Origin of the sequence: Halanaerobium salsuginis (assembly GCF_900114545.1) — a bacterium.
In the GTDB taxonomy this organism is placed as follows: domain Bacteria; phylum Bacillota; class Halanaerobiia; order Halanaerobiales; family Halanaerobiaceae; genus Halanaerobium; species Halanaerobium salsuginis.
In genome coordinates this window covers 46,796-68,643 of sequence record NZ_FOTI01000010.1, presented here as the reverse complement: position 1 = coordinate 68,643, position 21,848 = coordinate 46,796, and the positions used below count along the sequence as shown (strand labels likewise).

At 33.4% G+C, this 21,848-nt stretch carries 22 protein-coding genes; 3 read left to right on the top strand and 19 right to left on the bottom strand.

The annotated features are described in order from the left end of the window. Positions 1-2: 2 nt before the first annotated feature. The 6 genes from BMZ74_RS05130 to BMZ74_RS05110 form a co-directional block, all read right to left on the bottom strand. The gene (locus BMZ74_RS05130; RefSeq protein WP_089860698.1) at positions 3-797 is read right to left on the bottom strand and encodes an amino acid ABC transporter substrate-binding protein; all 795 of its coding nucleotides are present in this window, start codon (positions 795-797) and stop codon (positions 3-5) included. A 217-nt stretch (positions 798-1,014) separates the two neighbouring features. Further along, a complete protein-coding gene (gene pyk, locus BMZ74_RS05125; protein ID WP_089860696.1) occupies positions 1,015-2,769 on the bottom strand; it encodes a pyruvate kinase in 1,755 nt (584 codons plus the stop codon). 124 nt (positions 2,770-2,893) lie between these two features. Further along, positions 2,894-3,892, bottom strand: coding sequence for a 6-phosphofructokinase (pfkA, locus tag BMZ74_RS05120; RefSeq protein WP_089860694.1), 999 nt, complete (start codon positions 3,890-3,892; stop codon positions 2,894-2,896). A 15-nt stretch (positions 3,893-3,907) separates the two neighbouring features. Further along, a complete protein-coding gene (locus tag BMZ74_RS14475; protein ID WP_177181367.1) occupies positions 3,908-4,084 on the bottom strand; it encodes a hypothetical protein in 177 nt (58 codons plus the stop codon). Between the two features lie 54 nt (positions 4,085-4,138). Continuing rightward, the gene (gene mtrB / locus BMZ74_RS05115; protein ID WP_089860692.1) at positions 4,139-4,360 is read right to left on the bottom strand and encodes a trp RNA-binding attenuation protein MtrB; all 222 of its coding nucleotides are present in this window, start codon (positions 4,358-4,360) and stop codon (positions 4,139-4,141) included. 142 nt (positions 4,361-4,502) lie between these two features. Next, positions 4,503-7,859, bottom strand: a complete 3,357-nt coding sequence (locus BMZ74_RS05110) for a DNA polymerase III subunit alpha (RefSeq protein WP_089860690.1) — start codon at positions 7,857-7,859, stop codon at positions 4,503-4,505. Positions 7,860-7,948: 89 nt separating this feature from the next. Between BMZ74_RS05110 and BMZ74_RS05105 the strand changes: the two genes are divergently transcribed. Continuing rightward, positions 7,949-8,173, top strand: coding sequence for a NifU family protein (locus BMZ74_RS05105; protein ID WP_089860688.1), 225 nt, complete (start codon positions 7,949-7,951; stop codon positions 8,171-8,173). Between the two features lie 63 nt (positions 8,174-8,236). Here BMZ74_RS05105 and BMZ74_RS05100 read toward each other — a convergent pair whose 3' ends face one another. The 9 genes from BMZ74_RS05100 to rlmD all read right to left on the bottom strand — a co-directional run bounded on the left by BMZ74_RS05100 (position 8,237) and on the right by rlmD (position 13,911). Continuing rightward, on the bottom strand, positions 8,237-8,698 hold the full coding sequence (locus BMZ74_RS05100) for a YlbF family regulator (protein ID WP_089860686.1): 462 nt from the start codon (positions 8,696-8,698) through the stop codon (positions 8,237-8,239). Beyond that, on the bottom strand, positions 8,698-9,192 hold the full coding sequence (locus BMZ74_RS05095; RefSeq protein WP_089860683.1) for a YfcE family phosphodiesterase: 495 nt from the start codon (positions 9,190-9,192) through the stop codon (positions 8,698-8,700). Before BMZ74_RS05095 ends, BMZ74_RS05100 begins: the two co-directional genes overlap by 1 nt. A 15-nt stretch (positions 9,193-9,207) precedes the next feature. Beyond that, the gene (locus tag BMZ74_RS05090) at positions 9,208-10,353 is read right to left on the bottom strand and encodes a DUF362 domain-containing protein (RefSeq protein WP_089860681.1); all 1,146 of its coding nucleotides are present in this window, start codon (positions 10,351-10,353) and stop codon (positions 9,208-9,210) included. Between the two features lie 104 nt (positions 10,354-10,457). Beyond that, positions 10,458-10,676 carry an FmdB family zinc ribbon protein gene (locus BMZ74_RS05085; protein WP_089860679.1) on the bottom strand — a complete coding sequence of 73 codons (219 nt, stop codon included), beginning with the start codon at positions 10,674-10,676 and terminating at the stop codon, positions 10,458-10,460. A gap of 85 nt (positions 10,677-10,761) precedes the next feature. Continuing rightward, complete coding sequence (locus BMZ74_RS05080) at positions 10,762-11,034, bottom strand: hypothetical protein (RefSeq protein WP_089860677.1); 273 nt, start codon at positions 11,032-11,034, stop codon at positions 10,762-10,764. A 161-nt stretch (positions 11,035-11,195) separates the two neighbouring features. After that, positions 11,196-11,351, bottom strand: coding sequence for a DUF1328 domain-containing protein (locus BMZ74_RS05075; RefSeq protein WP_089860675.1), 156 nt, complete (start codon positions 11,349-11,351; stop codon positions 11,196-11,198). Positions 11,352-11,398: 47 nt separating this feature from the next. Further along, positions 11,399-11,602 (bottom strand): CsbD family protein, encoded by a 204-nt coding sequence (locus BMZ74_RS05070; protein ID WP_089860674.1) that lies wholly within the window; start codon positions 11,600-11,602, stop codon positions 11,399-11,401. 145 nt (positions 11,603-11,747) lie between these two features. Continuing rightward, entirely contained in the window at positions 11,748-12,533 is a 786-nt protein-coding gene (locus tag BMZ74_RS05065; protein ID WP_089860672.1) for a nitroreductase family protein, read from the bottom strand. A gap of 22 nt (positions 12,534-12,555) precedes the next feature. Then, positions 12,556-13,911 (bottom strand): 23S rRNA (uracil(1939)-C(5))-methyltransferase RlmD, encoded by a 1,356-nt coding sequence (rlmD, locus tag BMZ74_RS05060; RefSeq protein WP_089860670.1) that lies wholly within the window; start codon positions 13,909-13,911, stop codon positions 12,556-12,558. 304 nt (positions 13,912-14,215) lie between these two features. On the opposite strand from rlmD, the gene BMZ74_RS05055 reads away from it, so the two are divergent. Together BMZ74_RS05055 and BMZ74_RS05050 are read left to right on the top strand one after the other, a co-directional pair. Next, a complete protein-coding gene (locus BMZ74_RS05055) occupies positions 14,216-15,142 on the top strand; it encodes an AEC family transporter (protein WP_177181366.1) in 927 nt (308 codons plus the stop codon). A 97-nt stretch (positions 15,143-15,239) separates the two neighbouring features. Continuing rightward, positions 15,240-16,607, top strand: a complete 1,368-nt coding sequence (locus tag BMZ74_RS05050; RefSeq protein WP_089860667.1) for an MATE family efflux transporter — start codon at positions 15,240-15,242, stop codon at positions 16,605-16,607. A gap of 79 nt (positions 16,608-16,686) precedes the next feature. Here BMZ74_RS05050 and BMZ74_RS05045 read toward each other — a convergent pair whose 3' ends face one another. The 4 genes from BMZ74_RS05045 to gatB all read right to left on the bottom strand — a co-directional run bounded on the left by BMZ74_RS05045 (position 16,687) and on the right by gatB (position 21,847). Beyond that, on the bottom strand, positions 16,687-19,209 hold the full coding sequence (locus BMZ74_RS05045; RefSeq protein ID WP_089860665.1) for a CoA-disulfide reductase: 2,523 nt from the start codon (positions 19,207-19,209) through the stop codon (positions 16,687-16,689). Positions 19,210-19,269: 60 nt separating this feature from the next. Beyond that, positions 19,270-19,599, bottom strand: coding sequence for an ArsR/SmtB family transcription factor (locus BMZ74_RS05040; RefSeq protein WP_089860663.1), 330 nt, complete (start codon positions 19,597-19,599; stop codon positions 19,270-19,272). A gap of 70 nt (positions 19,600-19,669) precedes the next feature. Further along, positions 19,670-20,290 carry an NUDIX hydrolase gene (locus tag BMZ74_RS05035; protein WP_089860661.1) on the bottom strand — a complete coding sequence of 207 codons (621 nt, stop codon included), beginning with the start codon at positions 20,288-20,290 and terminating at the stop codon, positions 19,670-19,672. Positions 20,291-20,401: 111 nt separating this feature from the next. Then, entirely contained in the window at positions 20,402-21,847 is a 1,446-nt protein-coding gene (gatB, locus tag BMZ74_RS05030) for an Asp-tRNA(Asn)/Glu-tRNA(Gln) amidotransferase subunit GatB (RefSeq protein ID WP_089860659.1), read from the bottom strand. Position 21,848: the final 1 nt, after the last annotated feature.

Below are 21,848 nucleotides of genomic sequence, written 5' to 3'. Positions count from 1 at the left end.
TCCTACTTAAGTACAATATCTTTTCCAAACCATTTTTCGGAAATTTTAGCTGCTGTTCCATCTGCAATCATATCTGCTAATGCCTGGTTAAGTGCTTTACGAAAAGAATCTGAACCAGATCTAATTCCAACTCCATACTTTTCACCGCCAAAATCCTCTGACAAGACTTTAAATTTACCTGGTCTTTGACTAATGTAGTAACGACCTACAATAACATCCAGTACTACCGCCTGAATTCTACCAGTTTGTAAATCCATAAGAGCTTCTGTATTATTTGAATATTTCCTCAGCTCTTCAAAACTGGCTAATACTTCTGGCTCAGATTCAACAGCACTAACTGCACTACTACCAAGCTGTACACCAACAACTTTACCGGCTAAATCTGCTTTAGTTTTAACATCACTATTAGCTTGAACAACAATACTCTGACTATTTTCAAGATAAGGACGACTAAAATCAATGCTTGCTTCTCTTTCCGGAGTAATTGTTAAACCATTCCAGATTACATCAATCATACCATTTTTAAGACTTAAAATTACTCCATCCCAATCAACAGCCTTAAATTCAGCTTCTACCCCAAGACGTTTAGCAGCTTCTTTAGCTAAATCAATATCAAAACCAACAATATCACCATTCTCATCTCTAAATCCCATTGGGGGAAAACTATCATCTAATCCTACTACCATTTTTCCTGATTCTTTAATTTTAGCCAGCGAATCATCTGCTAAAACTGATCCTCCTGTTAAAGTAAATATTAAAGTTAATACTATTAAAATACTAAATAACTTATTGCTCATTAAATTTCCTCCTCAATTTATTTTATTATATTATACTTTATTGCTTTATCATTGTAAAGTAATAAATGCAAAAATCCTATAAAAATTAAGTAATAGCTAATTTAAAGTAATTAAATCTTAGATAAATAAGTTATTTTAGAGAGAAAATAGGAGAGCTATTATAGCTCTCCTATTAATTAAACATGTTTAGAAAATTAATAAACATAATAATCATTTTCTATTTTAAATGTGCTTGTCCTCTATAAACAAGACCTCTTACACCATCAACGGTAATAATTTCACCATCTTCGAAGTCATCACTAATATCACCAGTATTAACAATAACAGGCACTCCAAAATTAAGCCCTACGATAGCTGGATGTGAGGTTAACCCTCCACTATAAGTTACTACAGCAGCAGCTTTTTTCATTGCAGGAATATAATCACGATCAGTCATTGGGGCAATTAAAATATCACCATCTTTAACTTTAGCAATCGCTTCTTCAGCTGAGTTAGCAACTCTAACTTTACCAACAACTATTCCTTTGCCAACTCCCTGACCTTCTGCAACTGGTTTACCTACAACATCAACTTTAATCAGATTAGTTGTACCAGAAATTCCAACTGGAGTTCCAGCAGTGATTGTTACCAGATCTCCCTCTTTGATTAAATTATGTTCAACAGCAGTGCTAATTGCATTCTCCATCATTTCATCTGTAGTACTACTTCTAGCAGCCTGCAGAGGTGAAATACCCCAACTCAAAATTAACTGGTGAAGTACTCTTCTGTTAGGTGTTACAGCAACAATAGGAGTCTGTGGTCTAAACTTAGATACTGTTCTAGCTGTTAAGCCTGAACCAGTTGAAGTAATAATAGCCTCTGCTCCCAGTTCTTCTGCTGTCTGGCAGGTAGCAAGTGAAATAGCAGCAGTAACTGAATCAGCTTCAAATTCATAGCTGCCTGCAAATTTATTCTTATATGTTTCTGATTCTTCAACTTCAAGCGCTATTTGAGCCATAGTTTTAACAGCCTCAACTGGATATTTACCAGCAGCTGATTCACCAGAAAGCATAGTAGCATCTGTACCATCTAAGATAGCATTTGCTACATCAGAAGCCTCTGCCCTTGTAGGACGAGGATTACGGATCATAGAATCAAGCATCTGAGTTGCTGTAATAACAGGTTTTGATGCTTCATTACATTTTCTAATCATTCTTTTCTGAACAATTGGTACTTTTTCAGCAGGAATCTCAACTCCCAGGTCACCCCGAGCTACCATAATACCATCAGCTACTTCAAGAATAGAGTCAAGATTTTCTACTCCTTCTTGATTTTCTATTTTAGCAATAATAAAAATATCTTCATTGCCAGTTTTTTCAAGTATTTTTCTAATTTCAATTACATCACTTGCTTTACGAACAAAAGAAGCTGCAATAAAATGAATTCCCTGTTCTACACCAAACTCAATATCAGAAATATCTTTATCAGTTAGGGCTGGTAAACTGACCTTTACACCTGGTAAGTTCACTCCTTTTCTGGAACCAAGCTCTCCTCCATTAAGTACTCTAGTTATTAAATCATGACCATCAACAGCTGTTACCTCCAGCTCAATTAGGCCATCATCAATTAAAATTTTATTACCTACTGCAAGATCACTGGCCAGTTCCTTATAAGAAACTGAAATCTCTTCAGGAGTTCCAACTACATCCTGCTGGGTAATTTTTAACTCAGCGCCAGCCTTAAGCTCAATCTTATCTTCTTGCATTTTTCCTGTTCTAATCTCAGGTCCCTTAGTATCAAGCATTAAGCCAACAGGTTTACCTGTTTCTTTTTCAACTTCTTTAACCAGATTGATCCGGGCCAGATGCTCATCATGATCTCCATGAGAGAAATTCATTCTGGCTACATTCATGCCAGCTTCAACGATTTTAGTAATTGTTTCTTTATCATTACTTGCTGGTCCAAGTGTACAAACTATCTTAGTTTTTCTCATATTAACCTCCCAAATATTTAAAACAAACAATTAAGCTACCCAAATAAATTAAGCTCTTTTTAAATAAGAATTATTATTAACCTATTTCTTTTATCAAATCAAATATTTTAGCAATTTAATCTGACTACATTGATAAAATATTAGCTAACTGATAAATTTTCATATCTATTTCTGATTTTTTAACAATTGCATCTGTAATATCACAACTGCCAATTGAATTATTTTTATAATTTACCATTTTATCTCTTTTACCCTGCAAGAGTAAATCAACTGCTTTATGTCCCATTCGGCTTGCTACAACTCGATCAGTTGCTGTTGGACTGCCTCCACGCTGTAGATGACCCAGAATAGTTACTCTTGTTTCCATACCAGTTCTTTCTCTAATTAAATCTCCCATTGCCATACCAGGACTACCATTGTATTCACTTAAGTCTGCAAAAGGAGCTTTTACCCCTTCAGCAATTAAAATAAGGCTGTGTAGTTTACCCCTTTTAAAGCCCTGTTTAATTTTATCAGTAACTTCTTTCGGATCAAAATCGATTTCAGGAACTAAAATATATTCTGCTCCTCCAGCTAATCCAGTCATCAAAGCAAGATAACCTGAACCACGTCCCATACATTCAATCACAAAAGTTCTTTCATGTGAGGTGGCTGTATCTCTAATCTTATTAATTGCGTCAAGAATAGTATTCATTGCTGTATCGACACCAATAGTATAATCAGTGCAGCTGAGATCATTATCAATTGTTCCTGGTATGCCAACTGCTTTGATTTCACTCTCAGCATTAATTTTTTGTACACCGCGTAGTGAACCATCTCCACCAATTACAACCAGAGCATCTATACCTTCCTCCTGCATATTTTTATAAGCTCGCTGGCGGCCAGCTTCAGTTTTAAATTCCTCACATCTAGCTGACAAAAGAACAGTACCTCCCCGCTGGATTATATCAGCAACTGAACCTCTATCCATAGGAATAAAATCTTTTTCAATTAATCCCTTGTAACCATGTTTAACCCCAACTACTTCAAGATTATAGTAAATAGCTGTTCTAACAACTGATCTAATAGCTGGGTTCATGCCGGGAGAGTCTCCTCCACTTGTTAGTACTGCAATCTTTTTCATCTCTATACCTCCAATTCAAAAATTTTTATGTAAACAGGAATAAGCTTCTTCAGCTTCAATTGCTGGAACCCTGATCTGGTAGCTACCTGAACCAGCATCATCAATTTGAACCATAAAGCCGTCTTTTTCCATAATTTTTAAAATATTATCTGCTTCATTTTTTGAAGAAGCAATATATACTACCTGCCACATTATTAAGCTCCTTTCAAATTCGAAAACTAATTAAAGCTTCCGAAAAGCAAAGCTTTATTCACTTTCAGAATTAATCTTACCATGTTTACTCATAATTTCAGCTTTACCCCTAATTTTCATTGCTGAAACATTCTCAGTAAATTGAGCTACCAGGATTTCTCCTTTATCCAATTTTTCTGTATGATTAAATCTTGTCTCATTCCCTCTTGTCAGCCCGATTAAGGTGACTCCATCTTCCAGGGCTTTAATTAAAATATAATCAGCATTAACATCCATGGAATTTCCTCCTTTATCTAGTTAATAATATAATAAGCAAAAAAGCATTGTCAAGCAAATTTAATAGATTTAGAACAATATATTGAGATATTTTTCTCATAATTTTTAAATAAGCTTTTAGGCAGTGGAAGCAATTCCATAATTAAATAAATTTAAACTGTTCTTTAGCTAGCGCACTGGCCAGTTCTTTTACAGTTTTTTTATTTCTATTAAGATAATATTTCTCAGCAGTTAAAATTAGCTTATTATCTTTTTTCAACAGAACCGGAATATTACCTGCTTTTTTTAACAAATAATTTTTTAAACCAGCTAATTTTTGCTGTTTTAAATCAGAAATATCAATAATTAGCAAATCACTATTTAGTGGTAAAATTTGTCGAGCAATAATTTTATCATCATCTTTTTTTCCATAAATTAAAATACCCTGCTGTTTTTGCAGTTCGAAGGTAAGTCGGGAAAAAAGATCAGCAAAGACTATTACTTCCATCTTATCTATCTGATCGTTAACAGTTAAAAATGCCATTTTGTTATTTCGCTTAGTAATATGTTCTTTATAAGCTGTAACATAAGCTGCCGTAAAAACTAAACTTTGATCTGGTAAATCTAAAACCTCAGTCAGTGAATATGGCGATAACTCTTCTAATTTAGCTGTATATTTTTCCAGAGGATGAGCAGACAAATAAATTCCCAAAAATTCTTTTTCTTGAGCTAAAACTTCTTCAGTCTCTAGTTCTGGAACTTGAGCATAGTCTAATTCTTCTGCCATAAATTGATTATTATCAGAAAACAATTCTGCAAAAGACTGTTGTCCTTGTGCCCTATGTTTAGCCAAATTATTATATTTTTGATATAATTCTTCATAATTTAACAATAAAACAGATCTTTTAGCAGAAATTTGATCAAAAGTACCGGCTTTAATTAAAGCTTCTAAGCTCTGAATATTAAATGATTTCATATCAACTCTTTTTAAAAAATCAAGTAAACTTTTAAATTCTGCTTCTTTTCTAGCAGACTTAATAGCTTGAATAGTATTTGAACCAAGATTTTTAATTGCTTTAAGTCCATAACGAATTTTCTGGTCAGATTCAGCTGTAAAGTTATAATCACTCTTATTAATATCAGGGGGAAGTACCTGCAGCCCAATTTCTTTACAAGCTTTAATGTAGTCAGCAATTTTATCTTGATTTCCCATTACAGAAGAAAATAGAGCAGCCATAAATTCCGCTGGATAATAATATTTTAAATAAGCTGTCTGATAAGCAAGAAAAGCATAGGCTGTTGAATGTGATTTATTAAAACCATAACCAGCAAAATATTCCATCTGATCAAAAATTTCATTGGCTGTTTCACTGTCAATCTCATTTGCTAGAGCGCCTGCAACAAACTTTTCTCTTTCAGAAGCTACTAATTCTAATTTCTTTTTTCCCATGCCACGCCTCAGCAAATCAGCTTCTCCCATAGTATATCCACCTAGAGAGCTGGCAATCTCCATTACTTGTTCTTGATACAAAATCATCCCAAATGTTTCTGCCAGAATTGGTTCTAAAGCAGGATGTAAATATTCAGCTTCCTTTTCTCCATGTCTTATTTTAATATAATCATCAACTATATTACTACCAAGGGGCCCTGGTCTGCCCAGAGCAAGCATAGCTATTAAATCACTAAAACGATCTGGCTTTAATCTTCTGTTTAAAGATTGAAAAAGATATGATTCCATCTGAAAAACTCCTGCTGTATTACCTGTACTTAAAAATTGGTAAACAGCTTGATCATGGAGGTCAAGATTGTCTAAATCAATTTCTTTGTCATGCCTGGCTTTAATTAATTCTAAGGTATTTTTGATAACTGTTAAGTTGCGTAAACCTAAGAAATCCATCTTCAAAAGCCCCATAGCTTCTAGGTCTCCCATTGGCAGTTGGGTAATAACAGCCTCATCCTGTTTTTGTAATGGAACTAATTCAGTTAGCGGTTTTGCGCCAATAATAACCCCAGCTGCATGAGTAGAAATATGACGCGGCAGTCCTTCCACTCCTTTAGCATAATCAATTAATTCTTTAATTTCATAATCTGAGTTATATAATTCTTGTAACCTATTTTCTTTTTTAAGGGAAGCATCAATACCAGCTCTCGACGAAATAAACTTAGCAACTTTATCTACTTTAGCATAAGGCAGTCCCAGCACTCTTCCCACATCTCTAACAGCAGCCCGGGCAGCCATTGTTCCAAAAGTTCCAATTTGAGCAACTCTTTCGATTCCATAACGTTCTTTAACGTAATCAATAATTTGGTCACGATTTTCATCAAAATCAATATCAATATCAGGCATTGTTACTCTTTCTGGATTTAAAAACCTCTCAAAAATTAGTCCATACTTAAGCGGATTAACTTTAGTTATATTAAGTAAATAGGCAACCAGACTTCCAGCAGCTGATCCCCGACCTGGACCAACCATAATATCCTGTTCAGTAGCATACTTAACAAAATCATAAACGATTAAAAAGTAAGCTGCATAACCCATCTTAAAAATTACTTCTAGCTCATAATTCAATCTTTTTTTAGCTTCATCATCTGCTGCCATATTTTTGTCAGCAAGTCCTTGCTGACAAAGCTTTTGCAATAAATCTTCGGCTGATTTTGCTTCCCCTAAAGCTGGGTATTCAGGTAGATAAAATTGATTAAAATTAAGTTTTAAATCTATTCTATCAGCAATCTTAACTGTATTTTGATAGGCAGATTTTAAATCCGGAAATAGTTTTTTCATTTCAGCAGGGCTCTTATAATAAAATTCCTGCCCTGTAAAAGTTAAACGATTTTTATCATTAATAGTTGTTCCTGTTTGTAAGGCCAACAAAATATCCTGTAGTTCCGCATCAGTTTGGTTTAGATAATGACTATCATTTGTCACTACAAGCGGAACATTGTTTTCTCTACTTAATTTTATTAGCCCCTGACTGACACGCTTTTCCTGCTCCAGCTGATGATCCTGAATCTCCAGAAAAAAATTATCCTGGCCAAAAATAGAACGATATTCTGAAAGTGATTGTCGAGCCAGGTCATAATTACTATTTAAAAGCAGTTGTGGTATTTCTCCCTGCAAACAAGCCGAAAGACAGATGAGCCCCTGACTATATTCTGCCAGCAGTTCTTTATCGATTCGAGGCTTATAATAAAATCCTTCTAACCAGGCTTTAGAAACTAGCTGAATCAAATTCTGATAACCTAATTTATTTTCCACCAGTAAAACTAGATGATAACGCTGCCTAGTTTTTTCAAAACGACTGCCCGGGCTAAGATATACCTCAGCTCCAATTATAGGTTTCACTCCCTGCTTTACTGCCTGGCGGTAAAAATCAATCATTCCATATAAAACACCATGATCGGTTATTGCTACTGCAGGCATATCATATTCTTTTGTTTTATTTATCAACGAATCAATTCGGATTGCTCCATCAAGCAAGCTATATGCTGTGTGATTATGGAGATGAACAAAATCTGCCATTGAGATCATTCCTTTAGAATTTTAGCTTGTAAAATCTTGAGTTTTTCTGTATAATATAAGCAAAGTTAAATTTAGGAGGTGCAGTAGTAATGCAAAAAGAAGTCGAAAAATATATTGATAAAATCAGACCCAGTCTGCAGGCAGACGGTGGCGATGTAGAGTTAGTTGAAGTAACTGATGATGGCATTGTAAAAGTTAAATTATTAGGTGCCTGTAGTGGTTGCCCAATGTCAACTTTAACCATAAAAAATGGTATAGAAAGAGCTCTTAAACAAAACGTTGACGGTGTCAAAGAAGTTCAGCCTGTTCAATAAATAAAACTAAAATTATTTAAAAGCATCCTTTTAAAAGGATGCTTTTTACTATTTATATTGAAACTATTTTTCAGTTGAATCTGTCGCTTCAGCAGACTCACTATTCTCAGGATCCTCATGTTTGTCCGATCTGGAATCTGATTTTTCTGCAGCTGTTGTTTCTGACTTATCAGAATCAGATTTATCTTCTTCTGGTATTCCCATCTCCAAATCAGAAAAAATAATGCGTTGAATATCACTAATTGTTTTACTCAAAGTATATTCTGCCTCTAAATATTTTTTCACATTATTATTTAACTCAATAAAAGTCTGTAAATTTTTCAATTTTTCCTGATCAGCTTCATCTAATTTTTCACCAGATAACTGTTTATTTTGCATTTCCATCATCAAATTTTGATAATCAAGCAACATTTTTTTAGATCCCTTTTTCTCCATTACTTTTTTACGTAATTCTTGATAATTTTGATACTGCTCAGAATTTTTTAGTTTTCTCTGCAGTCTTCTTGCCGAATCATAAACCGACATTACGATTCCTCCTTCAAAATTATAATTTCAGATTTTATTTCTTCCTTAATTTCTATTATACCAAAAGTATAATTTTTTTCCAACCTTTTATCAGTTGGTGAACCAGGATTAAAAAATAACTTATCACTTAATCTTTCATTAAATGGTCGATGAGTGTGACCAAATATTATTATATCACTATCATTAAAAGTGTAATTTAAACCCTGCAGTATATTTTTCCCTCTAAATTGATGGCCGTGAATGAGTGAAATCTTTTTGCCAGCAGCCATAAAAGTCAATTTCTGCTGCAATTTTTCTTTTAGCTGGGGACTATCTTGATTCCCTGCAACAGCTTTTACTTCAGCTAACTGCTGTAATTTACGTAAAGTTTCCAGCTGACAATGATCGCCAGCATGAACAATTAAATCAACATTCTGCAATTTATCTACTAGTTCTGCTGGTAAGTCTGAACTAACCAGTGGTAAGTGAGTATCTGAAACAACACCAATCTTCATTATAATTAACCTCCATTAGTTTGAAAAAAATAATTTTGCCAGCAGAGGGTATTTTATTTCTACCGCATCATAAGAGCATAGTTCTTGACAGCAAAAACAGCGAATACACTGTTTTAGGTTTACCTGGGGTAAATTATTCTCCATAGTAATTGCCCCCGGAGGGCAATTTAAAACACAGGTTCGGCAGCCAACACAACTGTCAAACTTAAAAATAGGTTTTGGTCTAAGTAAATCAGTTAAAAAATTAGCTAAAAAGTCGGGTAATCTTTGATCAAGTAGATTACTTTCTTTTTCTATTTTAGGAACAGCTAAGTCTTTAACTGTTACTAACTGTTCACCACAAATTTCTAAATCAGCTTCATTTATTATTTGATCAGCTAAAGCTGCCGCAATTGAAGGAACCAGAGTTGGAGGTTCAATTCCCATCAATTTGTCTGCTGCTGCTAAATCAAGTAAAAAAGGGGAAGTTGAAGCTAAAAGATAATTAAAATAGCGAGGGCTTCCATTGGAGGGACCATCTCCTTCCATTCCAACAATCGCGTCCATAATTGTTAATTCTGGTTTAAGCAGACAAGCTAAATCATTAAGCATCCTGCTAAAATCATAAACAGATTGCAAACGCAGATGGTATTCTGCCTTTAAAATTCCTGGAATACAGCCAAAAAGATTTTTAACAGCTCCAGTATACATTGTCAGACCATGTGTTTTTAATTTAGGTAGATTGATTATCAAATCTGCCTCTTCTAAATAATCAGCTAGCTGAAATTTTTTAGTTATTTTACCAGCAGCAAATTCCACCTGATGTGAGTTAACATTATAATTTAAATTGAAATTTTCTTCAGCTGCCATAGCCAAAATGCCAGACTTTTGATAAGCTCTTTTTAAAATTTTTCTATTAAAAGGTCCGCCAGGGCTATCTGCAATCAATACCTCTGCCCCCAGAGTTTTAACTTTTCGTCCCACCGCTCTCAATATTTCGGGATTAGTAGTAACAGCTTTTTCAGGAGATTTCCCCATTAATAGATTAGTTTTTAGCAATACTGTCTGATCTGGTTTAATATATCTTTCCCAGCCACCTAAAATTAGCAACAAGTCATCCAGCGCTTTATTTATTAAAATAGGATCATATGACTCACATTTTTTTACAGCAACTTTTGTCATGAAGTTTCCTTTCTTATAAAAAAACCGGCTCGAAGGCCGGCTAAATAGTCTGCTTATTAAAAAATCCCTCAAAATTATAACTTGCTGAACTCAATAGTAAATTATTAAGAAACCTTTTCACTCTTATTATTTTTACTGCTATTCGATTTTTTTTTAGCCTGATTAACATAAAAATTTGAACCTTTAAAGACTATTCCCGGTGCACCAATAATCCGTTTAACTTTACCATCGCATTTTGGACATTTTTCCAGGGCGTCATCTGTAATATTTTGAAATTCTTCAAATCTTCCACAGTTTTCACATTCATATAAATATGTTGGCATTTCTATTCCTCCTTTGATAGCTTCTTCTAGGTTTTATCATCAGCTATAACTGGTTCAATAAAATTCAGAATAGAGATAGAAAAAATTATTCATTCTCTATATTAAGTAATCCCCAATAATTATAAAGTTGAATAAAAATAAATAAAGCTGTAAATAGCCATTTTTGATTATAAATAAAGTACCCACAACCAAGCAGGGTAGTAATAATAATTGAAGTTAAAACAATTTTTTTTCTAATCTTTATTTTTAGAACCTGCCAGGGAATCAAACCCAGGCCAATAAAAACACCGGAATCAACTTTAAATACTAAGCCAGCTATACCGACGATAATAAAGACAATTAATAGTACAAAATTCACAATTTTACCCCTTTCATTAAACGGAGTATTTTTTAAATTCTATCTCTATAACAATATATCATAAAGCTACCTGATTTGGCAAACAATTTATCAAATTAAAGAGCCATCTTTTAATGATGGCTCTTACAATAGCTTAAATTAAATATAAGATTATTAATCTATCATGCTCGACCAAAGATTAAAGAAAGTAAGAAGAAAACTAAAAAGATACCAAATAATATTTTAGCAATTGACTTTGAAGTACTGGCCACTCCTCTAAATCCAAAAAAACCAGCAATTAAAGCAATGATTAAAAATATTAAAGCATAATCAAGCATAATTACTCCTTTCGCGAATCAGATTACAAAAATTATAATAAATAATATTATTTATCAAATTTAGCAAGCCACTTATTAACTTCTTGAGTAGCTTTTTCTTTACTTTGTTGATATTTATCTTGAATGTGAGATATTAATTTATCTTTATCTCCTTTAATTTCAGAGAAATCCTGGTCTGTTAATTCATCCCATTTTTGCTGAACTGAATCTTTTAAGTCATCCCAATCACTTTTAAGTTGTTGCTTATCCATAACTTAAACCTCCTCTAAATAAATTAATCAATACATACTTTTTATTTAGCTTAATTAAATAATTACAGTTTAGAGATTAAAATTCAGTAAGCCATTTAACGCTTCTTAAAAAGGATTTTAAATTTATTTAGAATAAACTAAAAGATTATAATTTTTCCCCCTGCCAGTGTTTTAGAAATTTTTTAACAGAGCGTGCCATTTCAGCTGAAAAATCAGCACCTGTTTTACGCCCATACATAAACTGACCAAAATTTTGAGCAGCTAAACTATTATCAGGCTTAAATCTTTGGCTGCGTTCAGCAAACAAATCCTGCAATTCAGCATCTGTTAATTTATGATAAATATCTTTTGTGACTATATATTCTTGATTAAAGCGAGGCCGTGGAGTAGGCCTGTTATCAGGATAATAGCCCATAACTAACATTGTAACTGGGAATGTCCATTCAGGAAGTTCAAACAATTCACGATGTGTTTCATAATTTTCCATAATATCGCCAATATAACAAGAACCAATCTCTAATGATTCAGCAGCCAGCACAGCAGTCTGGGCTGCAATTAAAGCATCACTACAGCCTAACATTAAATCAGCTTCAGTAGGTCCAATAAATTCTTTACCGTTTTGTTTACAATAATCTTTTACATCTGATAGTTTGTAATAATCATACCATCGTTGAAAATCAGCTAAAAAAATTAAAACAAGCGGAGCTTTAGCAATAAAAGGTTGATTATCACAGCTACGGCTTAATACTTCTTTTTTGTGCTGATCAACAACATCAATAATCGAATACAGCATCATATTTCCTGCTGTTGGTGCCCTCAAAGTACTATGTAAAATCTGATTTTTAACTTGACATGATATTTTGCGATCAGCAAATTTTCTCAAAGATACTCTTTGTTCAATCAAATCAATTGTTTTATTCACTTTTTTCATCCTCTCCTGCTCTATTAAAAAGTCATTTTTTGCTTTTCAATAAGGCAATTGATTCTAAATGATAAGTCTGGGGAAAAAGATCAACTGGTTGAATTTCAACTAAATTATAATCTGTTTTTAATATCGCTAAGTCTCGTGCCTGAGTAGCAGGATTACAGGAAATATAAATTAAAGTAGCAATATTAACATTTTTTAACAGTTCTAGTGTTTCTGCAGCAAGCCCTTTGCGCGGAGGATCAAAAATAATTGTATCAATCTCATTTTCGGCAACTAAAGCAGGTAATTCTTTTTCGACCTGTCCCTGGATAAATTTTATTTTTTCAATTTGATTTAACTCAGCATTAAATTTCGCATCTGTAACTGCCTGAGGGAGTGATTCAATAGCATAAATTTGTTTAACTTTTTCAGCCAGATAAAGTGCTATGCTGCCTGTACCAGAAAAAGCATCAATAACATTTTCAGCTGAAGCAGCTTCCAAATAACTGACAACTTTACTATAGAGTTTTTCAGCCTGCATTGTATTAACCTGAAAAAATGAACGAGCAGAAATGGAATAAACTGTCTTTCCAATATATTCTTTAATTTTAGCTTTACCTGCTAACAAAAGGTCTTGCTGACCAAAAATCACATTGGTATTAGCAGAATTAACATTTTGCATAATTCCTTTTAGTTCTGGAATCTGTTTCATCAAAGAACGAGCAATTGCTTTTTTTTCTTTAAATTCTAGTCGATTAGTTACTAAAACCAATAATGCCTGATTAGTACAAAAGCCAACTCTAATCACAAGATGCCTGAGCAGTCCCTGTAAAGTGTGTTCATTATAGACTGTAAGTTCTGCTTTATTTAGTTCAGCTAGCGTAACTTTCAAAATACGATTAATTAAAGGATGCTGGATTAAACAATCATGATAAGGTACTACTTTATGACTTCCCCGCTGATAAAATCCAGCTGTAATTTTTCCTGCTTTATTAATTGCCAGCGGAAATTGAGCTTTATTTCGATAACGAAATTCTGCTGCAGCTGCCTGAACAGGATTTAATTTAAAATTATTAATCCCACCAATACGATTAACTAACTGTTTAATATTGTTAGTTTTAAGTTCTAACTCTGCTTGATAATCAAGCTGCTGCAGCTGACATCCTCCACATGTCTGAAAAACAGGACAGGGAGGTTCTATTCTATTGGCAGCCGGCTTTATTATTTTTTTCAAATTGGCAAAAGCATAGTTTTTTTTAATTTTAGTAACCTTAGCCTCAACTAAATCACCTGGTACTGTGCGAGAAATAAAAACAGTTCGTCCTGAGTCAGTTCTGGCAACTCCATCTCCACCATGCGCAAGATCGTGAATTTTTAATTTAAGAATACTTCCTTTTTTCAAAATAGGCACTCCTCTTATAATCTACTATATATAATCTTTAAATATATTATTAATTAAATATAATTTTTATTTTACTATAATCCAGCTTTTCTTTAAAATATTTTAGAGCTTAAGTTTAAGCTTAGTTTAACATAAAATTTAACTTTTAGGCAAATAATCTAAGCTCAGCTAGTCAGAGCAAGCTTTACAGATTTTTTTTTCTATGGTAGAATTGGTTGATAGATTGGTTAACAATTATAAATATTATTATCTAACAAGCCGCAATTAATCATTGGGGCTTAAATTAAAATTGGGAGGCAGATTTTTGAATTTTACAGTTGTTATTAAGCAAATTATATCTTTATTTATCTTAATTGGGCTGGGTTATCTTCTAAGAAAAACAAATCATCTTGATAAAAAAGAAACTGGCGCAATCTCAAAAATATTATTAGATCTTGTAATACCAGCAATGTTAATTTCTTCACTTCAAATAGAGATCACAGCCAGTATGTTAAGTAATTTTAAAAAACTATTTCTTTACTGGATTGCTTTTTATTTAGTCTTAATTATAATTGGCAGTTTAATTGCCAAATTATTTCCTGTTAATAAAGCAAAAAAGACTGTGATTAAATTCTTTTTAATTTTTGGTAATGTTGGTTATATGGGTCTGCCAGTTATTAATGTTATTTTTCCGGAAAAAGGACTTTTCTTCGGTTCAATTGGGGTAATTATTTTTAATCTGTTAATCTGGACTTATGGAATCAATCTTTTTCTACGGAGCAAGCAGGAAGAAGGGTTTGATCTGCGCCAGGTTTTAAATAACGGTGTTATAGCAATTATTATTGGAGTAGGATTAATGATAACTGGTATCAAATTACCAACTACCATTATGTCTGCTGTTGATATGCTGGCAGAAGCTACCTTTCCGCTTTCTATGCTTGTAATTGGCTGTGGTCTGGCAGAAATAAATTTTGCCGGTATTTTTAAAGATATAAATATATTTATTTACTCTTTTTTAAAACTGCTTTTAATCCCAATTACTGCTTTATTAATACTAAGCTATTTTAACGTTGCTGATCCAATCAGAACTATTTTAGTTATTCAAATAGCCATGCCAGCTTCAGCAAACGGTGTTATTTTTGCTGAAAGATATGGAGGAGATTATATATTTGCTGCCGAAAGTCTCTTTTTATCCACTTTGCTGGCTGCTTTAAGTATTCCTTTAATTTCCTACTTATCAACTATTTTTTAAATTAGAATAATTACATAAGTTTAAACAGCTAATTAAAAAAGTTAAATTTTTATGATACATTATCAACAGCAAAATATTAATATTAGGAGGTATGTTTATGGAAAGCAAATCAAAAAAACTGGGAACAGAACCAATTATTCCGCTTTTAATGCGATTATCTGTTCCTTCAATTATAGCTATGGCAATCCAAGCTCTTTATAATGTAGTTGACAGTATTTATGTTGGAAGAATAAGTACTGATGCTCTTTCTGCACTTTCACTTGCTTTTCCCATTCAAATAATTTTATTGGGGATTGGGGTAGGAACTGGAGTTGGAGCAAGTTCTTTAATTTCTAGACGTTTAGGTGAAAATAACAGACACGCAGCTATTAATGCGGCTGAACATAGTATTTTACTGGCTTTTATTTATGGAATTATTGTAGCTCTACTTGGATTTTTCTTTTCTGATCAAATTATTAATTTATTTACTAGTGAAAGGAATTTAATTCAAATGGGGGGAGATTACATAGAAATTATTTTATTAGGTTCTATAGCACTTTTTTTCCCGATGATCACTAATAATGTTTTACGGGGAGAAGGTAATACTTTTACTCCTATGGTAGCAATGTTAATCGGTTCAATACTTAATATTATATTTGATCCATTTCTTATCTATGGAATTGGTTTTTTCCCTGCTATGGGGGTTTCTGGTGCTGCTTTAGCAACAGTTATAGCAAGAATAATTAGTACTTTTTTCCTGATTTACATTTTATTTAGTGATAAAAATGAACTACAGATTTCCCCTCGTGACTTCTCGCTGGACTTCACAATTATTCGGGAAATTTATATTGTAGGTTTTCCTGCTATGGTAATGCAATTCCTGGCCAGTTTTATGCTGGGAGGTATGAATAGAATTTTAGCTGGTTTTGGTAGCACAGCAATTGCTGCAGCTGGAATTTATTTTAGACTGCAGTCCTTTGTCTTTATGCCAGTATTTGGTTTAAATCAAGGCTTTATGCCGATTATGGGGTATAATTATGGACACCATAATCCTGATCGAATGAAAAAAACATTTAAATCAACCCTTTTAGTTGCTGTTATTTTTACTACAACTGGTTTTGTTATTTTTCAAACTATACCTGACTTGTTAATTAAATTATTTAATAATGATCCACAGCTGCTTGCTATTGGAGAAAATGCGCTCAGGATAATTAGTATTGCATTTCCCATTATTGGACCAGCTATTATAATTTCTACTACTTTTCAGGCCCTTGGTAATGGATTTCCTAGTTTGTTTTTCTCATTTTTACGTCAAATAATTGTTCTTTTACCTGTTATGTACTTGCTGGGGCAATGGTTTGGACTAGAAAAACTCTGGTTTGCTTTTCCTATTTCAGAAGCAGCTAGTTTAATTCCAGCAGTTATCTGGATCTATTTTAAATTTAAACATATTTATAGTAAACTTGAAAACAGAAATTCTATTTAAATACATCTTAATAAATATAAAGGCTGCCTTAATAGGCAGCCCTTTATATTTACATTTAAAAAGTTAAATTCAATTAATTTTAGATAAACAAACTCATATTAGATTCATCTGCTGCTCCCAGAAAAGTTGCAACTCCCCCAACTTCAACACCAGGCAGCAGTTCTTCTTTTTTTATTCCTAACATATCCATAGTCATTTGACAGGCAACAAGTCGAACACCATTATCTTGGGCTTGACTTATCAACTCTTCCAGTGAATCAACACCTTTTTTGTCCATAATTCCACGAATCATTTTAGGCCCAATTCCCAGCATGTTCATATTCGAAAGCGGCAATTTTTTACTTCCCTGTGGCATCATTTTAGCAAACATTTTTTCCATTACATTTTTTTCTGAACTAATTGGGCCATCTTTACGTAAAATATTTAAGCCCCAGAAAGTAAAAAATAAAGTCACATCATTACCCATTGCTGCTGCACCATTTGCAATAATAAAAGATGCAATTGCTTTATCAAGCTCACCACTAAAAACTACCATTGTTTTACCTTTTTTAGTTGGTTGAACAGCCAAATTAGCTTGTTTTCCCGTTCCCGGTGTTGTTTGTACAGCTTGAGAATCTGAGCTTTCTAGTGCTCCTTTTAAAAGAGTAACTTTAATTATTTTAGCTTCTTCTTCGATACTTAAAACAGTATTACCAGTATTTTTGGCCCAGGCTCTGATATCTTGTTTAAAACCAGGATCAGTTGCTTTTACTTCGAGAATATCACCCTGCTTCATTTTTTCCATTTTCTTATAAACCTGCATAATTGGTCCAGGACACTGCAGACCACAAGCATCAAGTTCAAGTAATTTACCTTGTCCTTTTTTCAGCATATCAAGTCCAATTTGATTTGCTTCTTCAGGATTAGAAGCTGAATTATAGTTAGCTTCATCTGGGGCTTCAATTACTTTTTCTTGATCATCTTTAACCGCTTTATATAATTTATATCCACCGCTTAAATTACTAACTTTAAAACCATGTTGACTTAAAATTCGGGCAGCTATATAACCTCTCAATCCTACTGCACAATAACTAATGTATTCTTTATCTTGGTCAAGTTCAACTAGACGATCTCTTAATTCATTTAAAGGAATATTAATTGAATTTTTAATTACACCAAGCTGTGTCTCTACTTCTTCCCGTACATCAAGTAACACAGTTTTAACAGGATCAATATCTTCTAATTCCTGCCAATAAGTATTTTCTACCTCACCCTGCAGTAAATTGCCAGCTGCAAATCCTACCATATTAACTGGGTCTTTAGCAGAACCATAAGGCGGTGCATAAGCAAGCTCTAATTCTTGTAAATCATAAATACTAAACTTATGACGGACAGCTGTTGCAAATATATCTATTCTTTTATCAACACCTTCATAACCGACAATTTGAGCTCCCAGAACAGTTCCTTCTGGAGAAAAGAGCAATTTTATAAACATTGGAACTGCTCCTGGATAGTAGCCAGCATGGTTATTAGAATTAATATGAACTGTATGGTAATCTATTCCCAGCTCCTGCAGCTTTTTTTCTGCTAAACCAGTTGAAGCAACTGCTAAATCAAAGGCTTTAGCAATAGCTGTACCCTGAGTTCCCTGATATTTTTCCTGGCGCCCAGAAATATTATCAGCTACTATTCTGCCCTGCTTATTAGCTGGTCCAGCTAATGGTACCATAGTTGGATTTTCACTCACAAAATCTTTTACTTCAATTGCATCACCTATTGCATAAATATCTGGATCGGAAGTTTGAAGATATTCATTTACTTTAATTCCACCTGTTGGTCCAATTTCTAAATTAGCCTGAGCAGCTAGCTCTGTATTTGGCTTTACACCAATTGCCAGAATAACTAGATCCGTTTTAATACTTTTCCCACTCTGCAAATTAACTAATTTACGTGAACCAGCCTCTTCAACTCCTGTTATTCCATCACCAAGCTGTAAATCAATCCCTTTGGTTCGCAGATGATTATGCAACTGAGCTGCCATTTCATAATCAAGTGCTCCCATCAGCTGATCCATCATTTCAACAAGTGAAACCTCAAGACCTCTTTCATGAAGATTTTCTGCCATTTCAAGGCCAATGAATCCTCCGCCCACAACTACTGCACGATCTGGTTTGTGCTGATCTAGATAATTTTTTATCTGATCAGTATCTGGAATATTTCTTAAAGTAAATACTTGATCAAAATCAAGTCCAGGTAAAGGTGGTTTTATTGGTCTAGCTCCAGGTGATAAAACAAGTTTATCATAGCTTTCCTGATAAGTTTCTCCAGTTGCCAAATCTTTAATATCTAAAGTTTTTTGCTGTCTGTTAATTTTTAATGCTTCATTTTTAATTCTAACATCAATTTTAAATCTAGCTTTCATTGCTTCTGGTGTCTGAACTAGTAATTTTTCTCTTTCTGGAATAACGTCTCCAATGTGATAAGGTAACCCACAATTGGCAAAAGATATATGCTCTCCTTTTTCCAAAATAATTATTTCTGCCTGTTCATCCATTCTACGCAGGCGGGCTGCTGTGCTTGCTCCACCAGCAACTCCACCTATTATTACAATTTTTTTAGCCATTTTGAATTCCTCCTGTCAATAATTAACTTAATCTATTTTAAAATTATCGGCTAAGCAAAGTTATTTTTCTAATTTAAATTTACTCAAAACCCCGATTATCTGCTGAGCTTTTTTGTTCACAACGTAATAATTTCTTTCTAGTCCATTTCTTTCACTACTTAAAATATCTGCCTCTCTAAGTCGAGCTAAATGCTGTGAAAGTGTAGACTGGGGAATATCAAGGCAATCTTGCATTTCTGAAACATTACAGCCCTCTTCTGCCAGCAGGCCTTTAACTATAGCCAGCCTAATTGGATGGGCTATTGCTTTTAATATATTTGCTTCTGTTTCTAGAACCTTAAAATTAGCTTCCAGAATTTTTTTTCCTTGTTCACTTGTGAAAAAAGGCATTTGAATTCCTCCAATTCTATTATATTGCTTTATTTAAATAATACGATATACTTGCTAAAATGTCAAGTCTTTATTCAGATCTAATAATATCAATAAATTTTTTAGTTAGTTCAGCAGTTATACCCCAAATTATTTTGTCCTGATACCGATAAAAATAAATTTGATAATCACCACGCCGTGAATTATATTTTTTTCCCTGAGGGAGCAGATGATAGGGGAAATCAGAATCAAACTCACTTTTTAAAACTGCAGTATATTTTTCAGCTGGATTATTTAAAAAATATTTTAACGGAACAGTAAAAACTTCTGCAACCTCGTAGCTATTAGCTTTTATTTCAGTTAAAGAGTTTAATTTAAGCCGGCCAACAAAAGCATAAATAGTAAAATTAAAAGGAGTAAGCAAATAATCACTTTCACCCAACAATTCTATTTTAGTAGATGGGATTAATAATTCTTCACTACATTCTCTAATTGCTGCCTCAGAGAATTCTTCCCCTTTTTCAATTCCACCTCCGGGAAAGCAAATCTGACCTGGCTGGGTAGCTAAGTTAGCAGACCGCATTTCATAAACTAAATGTAGCTCTCCCTGTAGTTCAAGCAAGGGGATTAAAACAGAAAAATACCTCTGGAGACGAATCGGTCCGGGTATTCTATTTTTAATTTTGACTGCTATCTGATCTAAATTAAGCATTCTAATCTCCTCCTGTAGCTAAATTGCAGAAAATTTAAAAAATATCAATTAATTGAACTAGCTGTCAGCAGATAATTAACTGACAGACTAGTTCAAAAAAATTTAACTAATTTAACTTTTTAGTTTTTCTCTTAAAAGCTGATTAACCATGCCAGGATTAGCTTTTCCTCTAGTTTCTTTCATTACCTGACCAACAAGATAACCAATAGCTCGATCTTTTCCATTCTGAACATCTTCTACTGCTTCAGGGTTATCTGCAATAACTCCTGCTACAATATCTTCTAGTTCACTTTGATCACTAATTTGTTTTAATCCTTCTGCTTCAACAATTTTCTCAGGATCATTACCAGTCGTATACATTTTTTCGAAAACTTCTTTAGCTATTTTACCACTAATTACATCCTGATCTATCATAGTTAACATTTTAGCTAAATTTTGAGCTGTAATTCCAGAATCTAAAGGAGTTTGATTGTTTTCATTTAAAAGTCGTAAAAACTCTCCCATCATCCAATTACTTAAATTCTTGGGATCATTATAATCTTTTAAAGCAGCTTCAAAAAATTCAGCCAGTTCTCTGTCTCCAGTTAAAACGCCTGCATCATATTCAGGTAAGCCTAGATCAGTTACAAAACGTTGATATTTAGCCCGGGGAAGTTCCGGTAATTGAGCCTGCATCTGATCTTTCCACTCCTGACTAATTTCTAAAGGCACTAAATCAGGTTCAGGAAAATAACGATAGTCATGAGCTTCTTCTTTACCACGCATTGATATAGTACGACCCAATGCTTCATCCCAGGTCCTTGTCTCCTGAACAACCTCTCCGCCTGATTCTAAAATATCTTTTTGTCTTTTAACTTCATAAGTCAGACCTTTTTCAACCGCACTAAAAGAATTCATATTTTTCAATTCTGCTTTAGTGCCAAATTCTTCCTGGCCAATTGGTCTTAAAGAAATATTAGCATCACAGCGTAGAGAACCTTCTTCCATATTGCAATCAGAAATAGCTAGATATTCCATAATCAGTTTCAATTCTGTTAAATAAGCTTTAGCCTGAGCAGGAGTTCTCATATCTGGTTCACTAACTATTTCAATTAAAGGAACTCCTGTCCGATTATAGTCAACCAAACTACCTTTTGAATTATCTATACTACCTTCATGAATTAATTTACCAGCATCTTCTTCCAGATGAACTCTAGTTACACCAATTTCAAATTTACCAGCTTCTGTTTCAATTTTTATTTTACCATTTTGAGCAACTGGCAAATCAAATTGTGAAATTTGATAAGCTTTTGGAAGATCAGGATAAAAATAATTTTTACGATCAAATTTAGAGTAATCAGCTATTTCACAATTAAGAGCCAAACCAGCCATAATTGCATAATCAACTGCCTTTTTATTTAATACTGGCAAAGTACCAGGTAATCCCAGGCAAACAGGACAGGTATTTTCGTTGGGAGCTTTACCAAATTCTGTGCTGCAGCCGCAAAAAATCTTTGATTTTGTTGCTAATTGGACATGGACTTCCAGACCAATTACTGTTTCATATTTAGTAGACATT

Bases quoted from the DNA above. Each gene is read 5' to 3' on its own strand.
- BMZ74_RS14475 (WP_177181367.1), bottom strand. From the start codon at position 4,084: ATGTGGCAGGTAGTATATATTGCTTCTTCAAAAAATGAAGCAGATAAT.
- BMZ74_RS05085 (WP_089860679.1), bottom strand. From the start codon at position 10,676: ATGCCAACATATTTATATGAATGTGAAAACTGTGGAAGATTTGAAGAA.
- mtrB (WP_089860692.1), bottom strand. From the start codon at position 4,360: ATGGATGTTAATGCTGATTATATTTTAATTAAAGCCCTGGAAGATGGA.
- BMZ74_RS05040 (WP_089860663.1), bottom strand. From the start codon at position 19,599: ATGCCTTTTTTCACAAGTGAACAAGGAAAAAAAATTCTGGAAGCTAAT.
- gatB (WP_089860659.1), bottom strand. From the start codon at position 21,847: ATGTCTACTAAATATGAAACAGTAATTGGTCTGGAAGTCCATGTCCAA.
- pfkA (WP_089860694.1), bottom strand. From the start codon at position 3,892: ATGAAAAAGATTGCAGTACTAACAAGTGGAGGAGACTCTCCCGGCATG.
- pyk (WP_089860696.1), bottom strand. From the start codon at position 2,769: ATGAGAAAAACTAAGATAGTTTGTACACTTGGACCAGCAAGTAATGAT.
- BMZ74_RS05090 (WP_089860681.1), bottom strand. From the start codon at position 10,353: ATGACAAAAGTTGCTGTAAAAAAATGTGAGTCATATGATCCTATTTTA.
- BMZ74_RS05075 (WP_089860675.1), bottom strand. From the start codon at position 11,351: ATGCTTGATTATGCTTTAATATTTTTAATCATTGCTTTAATTGCTGGT.
- BMZ74_RS05130 (WP_089860698.1), bottom strand. From the start codon at position 797: ATGAGCAATAAGTTATTTAGTATTTTAATAGTATTAACTTTAATATTT.
- BMZ74_RS05105 (WP_089860688.1), top strand. From the start codon at position 7,949: ATGCAAAAAGAAGTCGAAAAATATATTGATAAAATCAGACCCAGTCTG.
- BMZ74_RS05045 (WP_089860665.1), bottom strand. From the start codon at position 19,209: ATGGCTAAAAAAATTGTAATAATAGGTGGAGTTGCTGGTGGAGCAAGC.
- BMZ74_RS05100 (WP_089860686.1), bottom strand. From the start codon at position 8,698: ATGTCGGTTTATGATTCGGCAAGAAGACTGCAGAGAAAACTAAAAAAT.
- BMZ74_RS05110 (WP_089860690.1), bottom strand. From the start codon at position 7,859: ATGGCAGATTTTGTTCATCTCCATAATCACACAGCATATAGCTTGCTT.
- BMZ74_RS05095 (WP_089860683.1), bottom strand. From the start codon at position 9,192: ATGAAGATTGGTGTTGTTTCAGATACTCACTTACCACTGGTTAGTTCA.
- BMZ74_RS05050 (WP_089860667.1), top strand. From the start codon at position 15,240: ATGGAAAGCAAATCAAAAAAACTGGGAACAGAACCAATTATTCCGCTT.
- BMZ74_RS05035 (WP_089860661.1), bottom strand. From the start codon at position 20,290: ATGCTTAATTTAGATCAGATAGCAGTCAAAATTAAAAATAGAATACCC.
- BMZ74_RS05065 (WP_089860672.1), bottom strand. From the start codon at position 12,533: ATGAAAAAAGTGAATAAAACAATTGATTTGATTGAACAAAGAGTATCT.
- BMZ74_RS05070 (WP_089860674.1), bottom strand. From the start codon at position 11,602: ATGGATAAGCAACAACTTAAAAGTGATTGGGATGACTTAAAAGATTCA.